The organism is Acinetobacter kyonggiensis (assembly GCF_900107285.1).
In the GTDB taxonomy this organism is placed as follows: domain Bacteria; phylum Pseudomonadota; class Gammaproteobacteria; order Pseudomonadales; family Moraxellaceae; genus Acinetobacter; species Acinetobacter kyonggiensis.
On record NZ_FNPK01000003.1, the window covers coordinates 39614 to 54905 of the forward strand.

The window sequence follows — 15292 nt, forward strand, 5'->3', positions numbered from 1 at the left end:
TATTTTATTTAAACAATTTATCTAAAGTGTTTTCAAAGGCATGATAATCAAGGAATTCATACAGTTCTTTACGCTGTTGCATAATATCCAATACATTTACTTGCGTACCGGTTTCACGGATAGAACGCATCACTTCTAATGCTGCTTTTTGCATTGCACGCGTTGCAGACAAAGGATAAAGCACCATTGAAATGCCTTGTTCACCCAGTTCTTCAGTGGTGTAATAAGGAGTATCACCAAATTCAGTGATATTCGCCAAAACAGGTACACCGACTGCATCACAGACTGTTTTATACATGGTAATGTCAGTCATTGCTTCTGCAAAAATAGCATCCGCACCCGCTTCCACACATGCACAAGCACGATCAATCACTGCTTGCAAACCTTCTTTTTGTAGTGCATCGGTACGTGCCATGACCACAAAGTTCGAATCAGTTTTCGCATCGACAGCCGCTTTAATACGGTCTACCATTTCTTGTTGCGTCACAATTTCTTTATTTGGACGATGACCACAACGTTTTTGTGCAACCTGATCTTCAATATGAACCGCAGCAGCGCCCGCAGCAATCATTTGCTTTACAGTACGTGCAATATTAAAAGCACCGCCCCATCCTGTATCAATATCAACCAATAGTGGTGTATCTACCCGTTCAGTAATACGACGAACATCTTCAAGCACATTGTCTAAACTGGTCATTCCCAAATCAGGTAAACCATAAGAATAATTGGCAACACCTGCACCCGATACATAAATGGCTTTATAGCCCACTTCTTTCGCCATCATGGCTGCATAAGCATTCACTGTGCCTATGATTTGTAAGGGTTTTTCCACTTCCAGTGCTTGTCTAAATCTTAAGCCTGCAGACATTTGTTGTGTCATATTCCTTTCCACAGTTTCACTTTATTTATTGAATTTCGAGTATATCCATAAACATATTTAGATCTATGACTTTTTAGAACATCTACTCTAAAACTTTAGTCAAATATTCACCAAACCTATAGTGTTATTTCCATTTTGCATGGTTGTGACCAAAACAAGACAACCGCTTTATTTTAAGAAATGTGCGCATATTTTTGCTATAATTGCAAATGTTTTCATTTTTTTAATTATTGACTCTATACGCCATATGCAAGAATTAGCTCAACCAGAACCCTTAGGTCGCGACACGCCACAAACAAAACGTGGTCATGAACGATGCCTATCGCTTTTACTTAGCGCAAATGAGTTATTTCTAGAACGTGGTTATGATGCAGTATCTCTAGATGATATCGTTCACCATGCAGGTGGCTCTAAAGCCTCAATTTATAAGTTTTTTGGTAATAAAGAAGGCTTATTTACGGCTATTTGTGATTATCGCCGTGAGCAATTTTTTAAAGATATCTGTGTGCCTTTTGAACAAGGTAAAGATGATCTACACTCCTATTTAGTTCAAACCCTTATGAATTTTAAGCACCATCTTGTGCTTCCAGAAAATGCGGCTTTCCTTCGTTTAATTCTTGAACGGACTCAGCGCAGTCCAGAACTGGCACTGTATATTCATGAACAGGGGCCAAAGCATATTCAGATGGCAATAGCCTGTGCTTTAACCAAAGCCGACGAACTTGGCATAATTAAATGTAAACAACCCATTTATTCTGCTCAACTGTATTTTGGGATTATCCGTGATATTGAATGGCGCGTACTCATGGGTATCCCAGTTCAGGAAAATGATCAAGAAACCATCAAATACATCAATTATTGCGTAGATCGCTTCTTAGAAGGCCATCAAAAAGTCTAGTTTTTTTGCAATTCTGTCTACGTATAGTATATTAATCGATTCTTTTTCACTTAACCAACCAACAACTAATTGTTGTTTTGTTTTTTTATTCAGCAATTATTGTGGAGTAACCATGGCTCTACGTCATTTTCTGACCTTACGTGATTTATCGACTTTAGAACTTAACCAGATTTTGCAGCGCGCGATTGAACTTAAACGCAAGCAACATAGTAATGAGGTGTTCCAACCTTTTGTCGGTAAAGTTATGGGCATGATTTTTGAAAAATCGAGTACCCGAACACGTGTTTCGTTTGAAGCAGGTATGAGTCAATTCGGTGGTAGTGCGATTTTCTTATCTTCTCGTGACACACAGCTTGGTCGCGGTGAACCAATTGAAGATTCTGCACGTGTGATCTCAAGCATGCTTGATATTATTATGATCCGTACTTTTGGTCATGACATCGTAGAACGCTTTGCTTCTTATTCAAAAGTACCCATCATCAATGCCTTAACTGATGATCATCATCCTTGCCAACTTCTTGCTGATATGCAAACTTTCCTTGAACATCGTGGTTCTATCGAAGGTAAAACAGTTGCATGGATTGGTGACGGCAACAATATGTGTAATTCATATATTGAAGCGGCACATATGTGGGGCTTTAAATTAAAAATTGCTACACCTAAAGGTTATGAGCCACAAGCGAAATTCTTGTCAGAATTTGCCCACTGCGTAGAACTTGTTGATTCAGCAGAAGATGCAGCGGTCAATGCAGACCTTATTGTAACGGATGTTTGGGCAAGCATGGGGCAAGAGGAAGAGCAAAAAATTCGTGAGAAAGCATTTGCTGATTTCCAAGTCAATGAAAAACTCATGGATTTAGCACATTCAAATTGTTTATTTATGCACTGCTTACCTGCGCACCGTGGTGAAGAAATTTCTGAAAATTTACTCGACCATAAAAATGCAGTGGTTTGGGATGAAGCAGAAAATCGTTTACATGCACAAAAAGCTTTGGTTGAATTTTTACTCAATGAAAATTTAAAGAAAGACTAATTCAGTGATAAATTCTTAAAAATTGAGCACCTTCGGGTGCTTTTTTTATATTCAAATCGCTATAATTAAATCCATAATTTTTATAAGTGATTTTAACCATGTCTTTTAAAAAAATCGTTTTATGCTTAAGTACTTTCTTTTTAATCCATACGGCACAAGCCAAAGGCACGAAACTGGATCAATATTTTGTCAAAAATCAAATCATAGACTCATCGTATAAAATAAAAGACAGCAAAAAGCTCAATGAAATTTTAACTGTTATGAGTGATGAAGACTCACGCACTATGCCCTATCAAGCTGATCAAAATACAGTGATTGAACAATTACGATTATATGCAGATCACAGTGATATCCAAGGTATTATCACCACCCCAGATTTCACACAATTCGCTGAAGATATTGGCGATAAAGAAGTGAAACAACTCATCACACAAAACTTAATCAACAATTGCCATTTATTTTTTGAGCATGAATTCCAACGCGTAAATCCTTATTATATTGAAGTCAAATTGAGTGCACCTCATAAAACCTATGATCTAAAAATTAAAAACAGTGAGTGTCAATTTTAAAATTATAATTTGATACGTTAGCCATCTAACGTATCAAACCTTGAGGTTGCAAAATAATCATCATCGCACCCAAGATAACTACCAGACCACCCAACATATCCCAACGGGTTAACACCACCTGATCGACATAACGCAACCACATTAAAGCGGTAAATATATAAATTCCACCATAAGCCGCATAAATTCTACCTGATGCAGCAGGATGTAAAGTTAGCAACCACACAAATACAGCCAAACTTAATGCTGTCGGCAGCCAGAACCAGTGTGACTTGCCTTGGTTTAAAATTAAATAGGGAAAATAACAACCTAAAATTTCTGCAATCGCCGTGACAAAAAAAAGGCAAAAGGTCATAATCACCTTGGTAATTTGAATATCCATAACTTTCTATATAGACCAGTTTCTCCTTCTCCCTTTGGGAAAAGGTCGAGATGAGGGTGAGTAGAAATAAAATAACCCGTGCGAACACGGGTTATTTCAGCAACTCTGGTGATTATGCAGGTTCAGCCGTTTGATCTTCAAATACTTCGAGTTTCAAGCCTACTGGCTTGCCATTTTCTTTCTTCACAGAAACGGCAACATTACCACCATGTTCAGCAAGCTCACCGAATAAAATCATTTCAGCAAGTGGTTTTTTCAAATGCTCTTGAATGAGTCGTTGCATTGGACGAGCACCCATTAAACGGTCATAACCATGTTCAGCCATCCATTCACGGGCACTTTGATCGACATCAAGAATTACCTTCTTATCATCAAGTTGAGCTTGTAATTCAGTTAAGAATTTATCCACTACATTTTCAATGACCGTCGTCGGCAATGCATTAAATTGAATGATTCCATCCAAACGATTTCGGAATTCTGGTGAGAATGCCTTCTTCATTGCATCTTTATTGTCATTACTATTGTCTTGCTCCATGAAACCAATACTGGCGCGAGAAATACTGTCCGCCCCAATATTCGTGGTTAAAACAAGAATCACATTACGAAAATCAGACTTACGACCATTATTATCGGTCAATGAGCCATGATCCATAATTTGCAGTAATAAATTAAAGACATCTGGATGTGCTTTTTCAATTTCGTCCAGTAGCAAGACGCAATGTGGACTTTTATGAATAGCATCGGTCAATAAGCCACCTTGGTCAAAACCAACATAACCTGGAGGTGCACCAATTAAACGTGAAACCGCATGACGCTCCATATATTCAGACATATCGAAACGAACCAATTCCACACCTAACAGTTTAGCCAACTGTTTGGTTACCTCAGTTTTCCCCACACCTGTAGGGCCTGCAAATACAAAGCTACCGACAGGTTTATCTGGTGATTTCAGACCTGCACGTGATAATTTAATCGCAGAACCCAGTGCTTCAATTGCCGTATCTTGCCCAAAGACCACACGTTTCAAATCACGTTCAAGATTAATTAATACAGTCTTATCATCTTTCGATACAGTTTTCGGTGGAATACGCGCAATTTTAGAGATGATATCTTCGATATTTTCTACCGTAATTAAACTATCATCTTGCTCAGCTTTCAAACGACGTTGTGCACCTGCTTCATCAATTACATCAATCGCTTTGTCTGGCAAGAAACGATCATTAATAAATTTCGCGGACAATTCCACAGCTGCAACCAACGCTCTATCGTCATATTGAACATGATGAAAATCTTCAAATCTAGATTTTAAACCACGTAAAATATCAATTGTTTCAGAAATAGATGGCTCATTGACATCAATTTTTTGGAAACGGCGTGATAAAGCATGATCTTTTTCAAAGACCTGACGATACTCTTGGAAAGTCGTTGAACCAATACAACGTAATGAACCATTCGACAACGCTGGCTTAATTAAATTTGATGCATCCATCGTGCTGCCCATACTTGAGCCTGCACCAATAATCATGTGAATTTCATCAATAAATAAAATAGCTTCTGGTTTCTTCTTCAAAGCATTTAAAAGTTGTTTTAACCGTTTTTCAAAATCACCACGGTATTTTGTACCTGCAACCAATGCCCCAATATCCAAACTGAAGACTTCAGCATTTTCAAGTGGTTTTGGTGCTTTACCATTAACAATCAGCCAAGCTAGACCTTCAGCAATCGATGTCTTACCAACACCTGGATCACCCACCAACAACGGATTGTTTTTACGGCGGCGGCATAAAATTTGTGCTGCACGTTCAATTTCTTTTTCACGACCAATTAAAGGATCTGTTTTGCCTTTTTGCGCTTCCACATTCAAATTCGTGGTATATAAATCGAGTGGTCCTGCATTTGCAGAAGCAGATGTTTCACCATCCAACTCTTCAACTTCCTCTTCGGCTTGCACTTCTTCTTTGCGCGTACCATGAGATAAATATTGAGTTAAAGTTAAACGATTAATTTGATGGCGTTTAAGTAAATAAACAGCAAATGAATCACGTTCAGAATACATCGCAACAAGAATGTCCGCACCTTCAACTGTACGATCACCACCGCTAGATTGCACATGGAAAATCGCACGTTGCAAAATACGATCAAAACTTTCAGTCGGATGTGGTGCCTGATCGCTATGTTCGCTTAATTTAGGGGTATGTTGTTCAACGTATTCTTCTAATTCTTTGCGAAGAACAATAATGTCTGCACCACACGCTTTAAGCGCATTTACAGCAGAGTCATTATCAAGTAACGCCAACAATAAATGTTCAACCGTCAGAAACTCATGTCTCTTTTGACGAGCCATGCTAACAGCCAAACGTAAAGATACTTCCAATTGACGACTGAGCATGTAATCCCCTTAATCTTTTGGCTCAATCTGACAAAGCAAAGGATAACCTTGTGACCGAGCATAATTATTTACTTGGTTCGCTTTTGTTTCCGCAATGTCTCTCGGATAAACGCCTGCGATACCTTTCCCTTCATAATGTACAGTTAGCATTACTTGAGTGGCTTGGTCAAGATTCAAAGCGAAGTATTGTTGTAAAATTTCAATTACAAAGTCCATTGGTGTGTAATCGTCGTTCATTAAAACAACACAATACATTGGTGGACGCTTTAATTCAGGTTTCGCAGCTTGTACTGCAATATCACCCTCTGCTTCCTCATGCGTTTCATTGCTTAAGCGTGGACTAATATGCCAATCGACATATCCAGATTGATGAAAAGAATTTTTGATGTCATTTAAACAATTTTGACGTTTATTCATTCGCATAGGATTTAAAATTCACATTTATTGTGCATTGGCTTCTGCTTGAGGAATATCAGAGATAAATGCTGATTGACTTTCTATCGGTTTTCCACGCCCCCAACTGAACCGCTTAATTACAGGCGTACTGGTTCCAGTTAAACGAACTTCAATAAATTCTGGTGCAAAACCTTTAGGCATTGTCCAACGTCCAGTTAAACGCTCTGAATCTTGAAAATTGAAATTTTTGTCGTCCATCGGTACAAGTAAAACTTCCGTACCTTGAATTAAATGTAATTCAACACTACCAGATGCACTGCGTTTATTGGGACTCACTTGTACCAAATCCAGCTCATATTCATAAGCATTATCAGGTAATGGTTTAATCCCTATATTCTGTATGGTTAGACTTAAACCACCACGTTGACGCAATACTTCACGATAAATTGCACCCAAACCTTCAGATTGAACTTTATCTACACGTGCTTGATTCAGCTCAGCAAATAAATCATTTGAATTACTTACTGCAACATCACGCTCTTGTACTGCTAAATTCAAGCCTTTATTCAGTGTTTCTAAGCTACTCTTTTGCTTTTGTACAACTTCAACCAGTTGTTCTGCATCCGCCTCAAAACCGACAACGGTTAGACCTTGCCGATGCCCAATTGAATAGCCAAGAAAACCACTACCCACAACCAAAATTGCAGCGCCCATCGCCAAAGGTAAATTACCCTTTAAAAAAGGCTTTTTACTTAATGGAGCCTGTTGTGATGGAGTATTTAATTCAGTATCCAGCATCGTCATCTCTTATTTTGATTCATTCAAAACACACATTTAAATCCAAATCTAAATGTGTGTGAAGTTGAAAAACGTTTTTTATGGTAATAAACCAATTCCTTCTAAACCTGCATTTTCGGCAAAACCGAACATTAGGTTCATATTTTGTACCGCTTGCCCAGCTGCACCTTTCACCAAATTATCTTGCACAGATAAAACAATCAGTTTTTTCGGCTGTGGTTTATACAAAGCAATACGAAGTTGGTTTGCACCACGAACAGAACGTGTTTCAGGTGAACTATTTGCAGGCATCACATCAACAAAAGCTTCATTGGCATAGAATTGCTCATATAAGCTTTGTAAATCTGTCTGATCACCAGCATCAGTTAAATCAATATAAATCGTGCTAAGCATGCCACGGATCATAGGAACCAAATGGGGTACAAAGACGATGTGATTGAATACACCTTTTTGACCTGAAATATTTTCCAATGCTTCCACAATTTCAGGATGATGACGGTGACCGCCAACAGCATAAGCTTTAAAATTATCGGCATTTTCCGAATAAATCATGCCTAAGCTTGCTTTACGCCCTGCACCTGAAACACCTGATTTTGCATCAATAATAATACTTTCAGGTTTCACCAATGTGTCGCTATGTTTAAACAATGGCGCTAAACCCAGTTGCACGGTTGTTGGATAACAACCCGGATTACCAATCACATTGGCTTGTTTAATTTTGTCACGGTTCAGCTCTGACAAACCATAAACCGAATCTTTTAAAATATCTGGACAAGCATGTTCCAGACCATACCATTTTTCAAATTGTTCTAAATCTTGTAAGCGAAAATCTGCCGCCAAATCGACAATTTTAGTCTTTGCAGCAACCAGTTCCGCTGCATGTTTCATTGCCACACCGTGTGGCGTTGCGAAGAAAACAACATCACATTGTTTAAGTTCGTCGATATTTAAATCTGAATAGCAAAGATCGGTATGACCACGCAGGCTTGGGAACATGTCATCGACACGACGACCATTTTCAGTACGTGATGTCAGTACATTAACCTGTACATTTGGGTGTCGTAGTAAAAGACGCAACAATTCAACGCCTGTATAACCTGTACCGCCGACAATACCAACACTAATCACGATCACGACCTCAAATCAAAGTATCTATTTCTTAGCAAGACAGTATGACAGGAAGTTTAGGTTTTCTGAACTATTTTGCTTGGTTTTAGTGATATTTTCTCATCATTGCTAAGCGCTTTATTATTCGTACTTTCATGCATTTCCAAAAAAACACAATTTCGCCCTGCGCGTTTTGCGCGATATAACAATTTATCTGCAATATCAATTGTATTGGTTAGGTTCTTGTTTTTCACATGAGCAAGACCAAAACTTGCCGTTACAGATATTCTTTTCTTTGAAAATAATTCAGTCTCAATGGCCATGCGAATACGCTCAGCAATTTGATACGCAACAGAGGCCTGTTCTATTTGTAATAAAATAATAAATTCCTCCCCACCAAAACGCCCAACCAAATCATTTTCACGCACGTTTTGGCTAATAATTTGACCCACTTGTTGCAAAATCTGATCGCCAACTAAATGCCCATAGCTATCATTAATTTTTTTAAAATGGTCAATATCACACATCAGCAAAAAATATTTTTTCGCGGGTCTTTGCGCTAAATTTACTTTTGCAGCGTCGTAAAAACCACGTCGATTGAGCAAATAGGTTAATGAATCTCGTGAACGCTCCTCACTGAGTTTAAAGACAATATCTCGCACCATGGTGCCCAATAAAACTATAGCAAACCACATGCTCAATAAAATACTGGCAGCTAACATCATCAACCACCAAACCGAAGTCGAAAGCATGCTGGCATCAATATTTTTTAAAAACAGAAAAATAATCAAGCTACGAACAAAGGTATAAAACACAATAAACAGATATGAAAGATCAACGATTTTATTTAACCGATCATTGTGTTTAAAATGGGAAAACATTGAGATAAGAACCAAGGCCTGAATCGTAGCAACACCTAAATTCAAAATCAGCATGCGTATCCAGAGCTGCTCATCTACAAAGGCATAATAAGCAAGCAAGGCGGCAATCATCACAATCAATACCCATGCAAATTTAGAATGTGCCTGTGCATTTTTCCTTAAAGCCATCGCATAAGCACTGGCCCAAGCACCAAACAAATACATGATCCCTAGTATGGGGGAAGACATCGTCATGTGTTGATTCGACATTAAACTTTGCGCTGCCAAAGCACATGCTGGAACAATATAGCCCATGCCCAACCACAACAAATAATGTGGTGCTTTGAAGAAAAAATGACAAATTAAGAACAGACTACCCATCAAGATGAGACAGCTCGGGACGATTAATACGAAATAATGAATATCTGTAAAATTCACATCTGAGTTCTTTTATTAAGATATGGGAGAAAGGTTCAACACATGAATTTTAAATCAGTTTTTATACGGTTCAATCTACACTTAAAAATAAAAAATTAAAACATCAATCCATTTAATGGTTACTAAAAAACCACCAACAATGTAACTGTTTTGTTTTTAACATTTTCTGATGCTGCTGAAAGTTATGGTCATGTAGCTGTACTTGCGCCCAAAACTGTGGGCTATGATCAAAATATCGGGTATGTGCTAATTCATGTACACATACATATCTAACTGCCTCTTGAGGAAACAGCACCAAAGCACTATTCAACATAATGTCATGTTTAGATGTACAACTCCCCCAACGTGTTTTTGGCTGCCGAATTGCACATTGAGCAAAACTCAAACCCGTTTCAGTACTCACTTGCGTTAAATAAATCGGAAGATGATGCTTTGCATAGGCGATTACAAACGCTTTTAAGTATTGTTCAGGCTGACGATCACTGACACTAAGTTTCAAATGCTCATGATCAAACACAAAATTTCCCTGCTGTGCTTGATAAGTAACCTGTATAGATTGTTCTAAATTAAAGAGTTTAAGTTCTGTCGGGAACAGCCTATTTTGTAGCTGTATTTCTTGTTTCTGCTGCTGTTCTTGCCAAGTTTTGACTAACCACTGTTCTGATTGATCAATAAAATTTTGAATCTGTTTTTTGCTACAAAATAATGGTGCCGTCAAACGAATTTGTGTTGGCTCGACCCGCAAGCGCAATCGTATCGCTCGTGCATGATAGACAATTTTAATTTCGGGCAGGTCGTTTAGGGTCATTTTTATATTTAATCGTTATTTTAATCCCCCTCGATCCCCCTTTGATAAAGGGGGAAGTTCAAACTTTTAAAAGTTTCGAGGAGCCTTATTAAATTACAGACTTTCCCCTCCTTTGAAAAAGGAGGGTCAGGGAGGATTTCTTAAACAGCAGTACGTTCTTCAATACCGTTATTGGTTGCCACAATGGCAATATCCGCTTTTTGAATGGCAAAAATACCATTGGTCACAACACCCGGAATATTATTCAAGGTTTTTTCAAGTTCAAGTGCATTTAAAATATTGAAGTTATGCACATCTAAAATCACATTACCATTATCGGTAACAACACCTTCACGGTATACAGGATCGCCGCCCAGACTCACAATTTTACGTGCCACAGCAGAACGTGCCATTGGAATCACTTCTACAGGCAGTGGAAAATCATGCCCTAACTGTTCAACCCATTTAGAGTCATCGACAATACATACAAATTTCTTCGCAATAGACGCGACAATTTTTTCACGGGTCAGTGCAGCACCACCACCTTTAATCATGTGCATATGACGGTCAATTTCATCCGCACCATCGACATAAGCATCTAAACCACCGACGTGATTCATATCAACCACTTCAATACCTAACTTTTTAAGGCGTTGTGCAGTCGCTTCAGAACTTGCAACTGCTGCTTCTAATTGCAGTTCTGGTAATAACTCAATGAGGAAGTTCACAGTACTTCCTGTACCTACACCCAAAATACCGCCCTTTGGCAAATGCTTTAAAGCAGCTTTCGCGGCAGCTTGTTTCTTTTCATCTTGGGTCGCATACAGACTCATAACTTGGCTCAACTATTTTTTGACATTTGTTGCTGATTTTACAGCCCAAATGTACAGGGGTTTGTTACAATAAAAATCTATTTTAAACTGTTAGATGGAAAATTAACATGCTGTCTCGTTTGGTTCGACAAATATTACAAGCAACTGTGTACGACGTTGCTATCGAAACTCCACTCGAAGCAGCGCCACGAATTAGTGAGAAACTAAACAATAATATTCGCTTCAAACGCGAAGACTTACAACCTGTCTTTTCTTTCAAACTACGCGGTGCTTACAACCGTATTAGTCAATTGCCGAAATCTCAGTTAGAACGTGGCGTTATTACAGCTTCAGCAGGCAACCATGCGCAAGGTGTGGCTCTATCTGGTCAAAAACTGGGAATTCGCGCCATTATTGTGATGCCAAAAACCACACCTGACATTAAGGTACAAGCAGTGAAACGCTTAGGTGGTGATGTGGTTTTACATGGTGACTCATTTGATGTTGCCAATAAATACGCCATTCAATGTGCAAAAGATGAAGGCATGACCTTTATTCCACCATACGATGATGAATTGGTCATGGCGGGTCAAGGCACCATTGCCAATGAAATTCTACGCCAATGGCGCGATGTCGAGTATGTTTTTGTTGCAGTGGGCGGTGGTGGTTTAATTGCGGGCGTTGCGGCTTACTTGGGTGATGTTGCACCCCATGTCAAAGTCATTCCTGTGGAATACGATGAATCCGCATGCCTCAAAGCAGCATTTGAAGCTGGCGAGCGTGTAATTCTGCCACAAGTCGGCTTATTTGCCGATGGCACGGCGGTGGCACAAATTGGTGAAAAACCTTTTCAAGTGATCCAACTACAAAAATCGGATAATTCAGGGCCAATTGTTGAACGTGATGTCATTCTGGTCAATACAGATGAAATCTGTGCTGCCATTAAAGACACCTATGATGAATGTCGTAGCATTGTTGAACCTTCTGGTGCAATGGCACTGGCTGGAATTAAAAAATATGTCGAGCAACACGGCCTAGAACATAAGAACATGGTTTCGATTGTGTGCGGTGCCAACATGAATTTTGACCGCCTACGTTATATCGCAGAACGAACAGAACTTGGTGAACGTAAAGAAGCTATTTTTGCCGTGACTATTCCTGAAGAAAAAGGTTCCTTCCTTAACTTCTGCCGTGCTTTACAAGGTCGTAACATTACCGAGTTTAACTACCGTGCCAGCACTTCAAGCGCCGCTCAAGTCTTTGTCGGAATCAGTCTAAAAAGTGGTGAAAAAGAGCGTCATGATATCCATGAGCTCTTACAAGCTCACTATGATGTCGATGACTTATCTGATGATGAAGTAGCAAAATTGCATATTCGTTATTTGGTTGGTGGACATGCGGATATCGAAAATGAGCGTTTATTCCGCGTAGAGTTCCCAGAACGTCCGGGTGCGTTATTAACCTTCTTAGAACGTCTTGGGCCAACGCATAACATCACCCTATTCCACTATCGTAATCATGGTGCTGCTGAAGGTCGTGTACTGGTGGGCCTTGAAGCAAGCGACGCGAAACAAAACCCAGATGGTTTAATTGAAACATTGGAAAATATTACTTATCCATATGCTGAAATTACCAATAACTTAGGTTATCAACGTTTCTTGAAATAAGCTTTGAATATTTTTTAAACCGCCTTCTGGCGGTTTTTTTACTATAAAAAACAATGATAAATAAATGAAATTTAATTATGAAAAAACAATGACAAAACAATTTTAAACTTATAAAATGCCTAAAAATAAAACAATCCAATTTTTATGAAATTAAGCCTTATTCTTATTTTTATCATCACTACACTTGGCATTTATTTCTATGGCTATCCTGCTTATCAATTGAGTCAAGAAGAACAACGTATTCGAAACAGTATGCGTAATATTCCAAACAATGCGATCGCGACCAACTTACAAAATATCGCGGGTTATAGTGCCAAAGCTGAAATGCTAAATCAATATCCTAAGTTTTTAGTGTATATCATGCTCGATGACTATGAGAAAAAACAACTTGACCCCCATGTCGCAATATTTGTACGTGATTTTTCATGCTATGGTTTAAACCGTTTAACTCAATATCCTGAACTTGAGCGTAAAGCCACGCTTAATATCATGAAAGAAGACCAGCATCAATTTGAATATACAGTAAAAAATATTTTTGGTGATGTACTGTTTCAACATACGCAACGTATGTCTGAATGCCCAAATTTTGCCAACATTGAAAGCTATACAACGCCAAAAAATAATGATTGAGAAGCCGAATTCAAAGAGTGCCAAATCAGCCATGATGATTAAACATTGACTATTCAGCATGAATACAAATAGATAAAGTATATTGCTGTTTCTTATTATCTATGGAGTACTTTATTTAAAATCAGTGTCAAGCTATTTTCAGGACAAGATAAATTTTCAAGTCGATCTTAAACAATCTAATTGTGTATAGTGCTCTATACACACACCTTCATCCTTAAATTGCTTGGTGAAAGATTTACAAAATTTATGGATTTTAACATCATCATTAGGAACAGCCATCCAGTAAGTTCTATCTGCATAAATCAATAACAATTCCAAATTCTGGGACTTTAATAGCGTAAAAATTTCTTCAAAAACAAGATCAAAAACCTGATCATTTACATTGTAATATTTCCCAATAACTTCTTTATGTTGCTCATAATGCTCATATAAAGGCGTGGTTTTTTTACGAATAGCCTGCTGTACCAAACCAATATCAATGTTTTTATGCTGCAAATGAGCACACTTTTCCAATCCATTTTCATAGGGATTTTCAGAATCTACCGACATTAAATAAGCATGAAAATCCTTACCTAATTTTTCAGCTGAAATCCACACCAAAAATTGCTCAAAATTACATCGGTATTTCTTCTTGGGAATTTCCCGAAGTTCCAATACCGAAAACCATCGCTGTAATATCTTAAAAATCTTTTTATCGTCCATTTTTAATTCTTCTATGCTCAGTTTCTTTAAATTCACTATAAAAATAGAAAATTATATATACAAAATTATAGCGAGAGTTTTTGAAGGTTTTATGACGCTATTCAATTTGCAAAAGCTTATATGCTATCTATTCATTTTATTTTTCTACAATGCTCCATCTTAAAAATAAGCTTTTGTTATATATAATTTTGTAAGCCTGATAGATGCATAAACCATAACCTTATAAAATGAACATAGATTTTCAGATACACGTTATGAATCTAAATCACATAAAATGGATAAGGAATGCTTGAATGGCTCAGTTTGCAGTAATTGGATTAGGAAGTTTTGGAGCCACTATAGCCACGCAACTGGTGAGTTTAAATCATGATGTGATTGGTATCGACAGCAATAAAAAATTTGTAGAAAGTATTTCAGATCAAATTACACATGCAGTGATTGCCGATGCAACCGATGAACATGTACTTAACGAACTTAACATTCAAAATTGTGAAGCAGTTGTGGTCGCCATTGGTGAAGATATTGAAGCCAGTATTTTATGCGTACTGCATCTTAAAAATTTGGGTATTAAAAAGATCTGGGCCAAGGCTAAATCCAAAGCCCATCACATGATTTTGACTCATCTTGGAGTCAATAAAATCATTCATCCTGAAGAAGATATGGGCGTTCGCGTTGCGCAATCCCTCAGTTACCCTATGGTCAGTCGATATATGGGTTTAGAAGACAATCATTTCATTGTCAAAATTGAAATTAAAGATAGCCTCAAAGGTGAACGATTCAATCACCTAATGGAACATGCACCCGAGATTAAAACCCTTTTACATAAACGTGGTAAGGACGTTCTATTTAGTATTGATCCAAATTTAATCTTACAAGTTGGGGATATTCTGGTGGTTGAAGGAGAACTTGAACCATTACGAAAACTTTCTGCACGGTTTAAATAAAAT

At 38.0% G+C, this 15292-nt stretch carries 16 protein-coding genes; 6 read left to right on the top strand and 10 right to left on the bottom strand.

Annotated elements, in window-relative coordinates; genetic code table 11:
- Nucleotides 1–4 precede the first annotated feature (4 nt).
- The gene (gene prpB / locus BLV99_RS03290; RefSeq protein WP_092687695.1) at nt 5–880 is read right to left on the bottom strand and encodes a methylisocitrate lyase; all 876 of its coding nucleotides are present in this window, start codon (nt 878–880) and stop codon (nt 5–7) included.
- A 247-nt stretch (nt 881–1127) separates the two neighbouring features.
- On the opposite strand from prpB, the gene BLV99_RS03295 reads away from it, so the two are divergent.
- From BLV99_RS03295 to BLV99_RS03305, 3 genes are all read left to right on the top strand, one after another.
- Nucleotides 1128–1778: a TetR/AcrR family transcriptional regulator gene (locus BLV99_RS03295; protein WP_086183697.1), complete on the top strand. Its 651-nt coding sequence runs from the start codon at nt 1128–1130 to the stop codon at nt 1776–1778.
- Nucleotides 1779–1890: 112 nt separating this feature from the next.
- The gene (gene argF, locus BLV99_RS03300) at nt 1891–2811 is read left to right on the top strand and encodes an ornithine carbamoyltransferase (protein ID WP_074944792.1); all 921 of its coding nucleotides are present in this window, start codon (nt 1891–1893) and stop codon (nt 2809–2811) included.
- Between the two features lie 98 nt (nt 2812–2909).
- Nucleotides 2910–3380, top strand: coding sequence for a hypothetical protein (locus tag BLV99_RS03305; protein ID WP_092687698.1), 471 nt, complete (start codon nt 2910–2912; stop codon nt 3378–3380).
- Between the two features lie 25 nt (nt 3381–3405).
- Here BLV99_RS03305 and BLV99_RS03310 read toward each other — a convergent pair whose 3' ends face one another.
- The 8 genes from BLV99_RS03310 to rpiA form a co-directional block, all read right to left on the bottom strand.
- A complete protein-coding gene (locus BLV99_RS03310) occupies nt 3406–3759 on the bottom strand; it encodes a YnfA family protein (protein ID WP_092687701.1) in 354 nt (117 codons plus the stop codon).
- Nucleotides 3760–3871: 112 nt separating this feature from the next.
- Nucleotides 3872–6148 (bottom strand): ATP-dependent Clp protease ATP-binding subunit ClpA, encoded by a 2277-nt coding sequence (gene clpA / locus BLV99_RS03315; protein WP_092687705.1) that lies wholly within the window; start codon nt 6146–6148, stop codon nt 3872–3874.
- A 9-nt stretch (nt 6149–6157) separates the two neighbouring features.
- Complete coding sequence (gene clpS / locus BLV99_RS03320; RefSeq protein ID WP_004651813.1) at nt 6158–6571, bottom strand: ATP-dependent Clp protease adapter ClpS; 414 nt, start codon at nt 6569–6571, stop codon at nt 6158–6160.
- An 18-nt stretch (nt 6572–6589) separates the two neighbouring features.
- Nucleotides 6590–7342 carry a DUF6776 family protein gene (locus BLV99_RS03325; RefSeq protein ID WP_092687708.1) on the bottom strand — a complete coding sequence of 251 codons (753 nt, stop codon included), beginning with the start codon at nt 7340–7342 and terminating at the stop codon, nt 6590–6592.
- A 78-nt stretch (nt 7343–7420) separates the two neighbouring features.
- Complete coding sequence (argC, locus tag BLV99_RS03330; protein ID WP_171259145.1) at nt 7421–8476, bottom strand: N-acetyl-gamma-glutamyl-phosphate reductase; 1056 nt, start codon at nt 8474–8476, stop codon at nt 7421–7423.
- Nucleotides 8477–8526: 50 nt separating this feature from the next.
- Entirely contained in the window at nt 8527–9690 is a 1164-nt protein-coding gene (locus BLV99_RS03335) for a GGDEF domain-containing protein (protein ID WP_092687715.1), read from the bottom strand.
- Nucleotides 9691–9859: 169 nt separating this feature from the next.
- Nucleotides 9860–10555 carry a M48 family metallopeptidase gene (locus BLV99_RS03340; protein ID WP_092687718.1) on the bottom strand — a complete coding sequence of 232 codons (696 nt, stop codon included), beginning with the start codon at nt 10553–10555 and terminating at the stop codon, nt 9860–9862.
- A 140-nt stretch (nt 10556–10695) separates the two neighbouring features.
- On the bottom strand, nt 10696–11367 hold the full coding sequence (gene rpiA, locus BLV99_RS03345; RefSeq protein WP_086183305.1) for a ribose-5-phosphate isomerase RpiA: 672 nt from the start codon (nt 11365–11367) through the stop codon (nt 10696–10698).
- A 107-nt stretch (nt 11368–11474) separates the two neighbouring features.
- On the opposite strand from rpiA, the gene ilvA reads away from it, so the two are divergent.
- Together ilvA and BLV99_RS03355 are read left to right on the top strand one after the other, a co-directional pair.
- Entirely contained in the window at nt 11475–13013 is a 1539-nt protein-coding gene (gene ilvA, locus BLV99_RS03350) for a threonine ammonia-lyase, biosynthetic (RefSeq protein WP_092687722.1), read from the top strand.
- A gap of 144 nt (nt 13014–13157) precedes the next feature.
- Entirely contained in the window at nt 13158–13643 is a 486-nt protein-coding gene (locus BLV99_RS03355; RefSeq protein WP_092687725.1) for a hypothetical protein, read from the top strand.
- Between the two features lie 156 nt (nt 13644–13799).
- On the opposite strand, the gene BLV99_RS03360 is transcribed toward BLV99_RS03355, so the two are convergent.
- The gene (locus BLV99_RS03360; RefSeq protein ID WP_092687728.1) at nt 13800–14345 is read right to left on the bottom strand and encodes a hypothetical protein; all 546 of its coding nucleotides are present in this window, start codon (nt 14343–14345) and stop codon (nt 13800–13802) included.
- A gap of 293 nt (nt 14346–14638) precedes the next feature.
- Between BLV99_RS03360 and BLV99_RS03365 the strand changes: the two genes are divergently transcribed.
- Complete coding sequence (locus BLV99_RS03365; protein ID WP_092687731.1) at nt 14639–15289, top strand: potassium channel family protein; 651 nt, start codon at nt 14639–14641, stop codon at nt 15287–15289.
- Nucleotides 15290–15292: the final 3 nt, after the last annotated feature.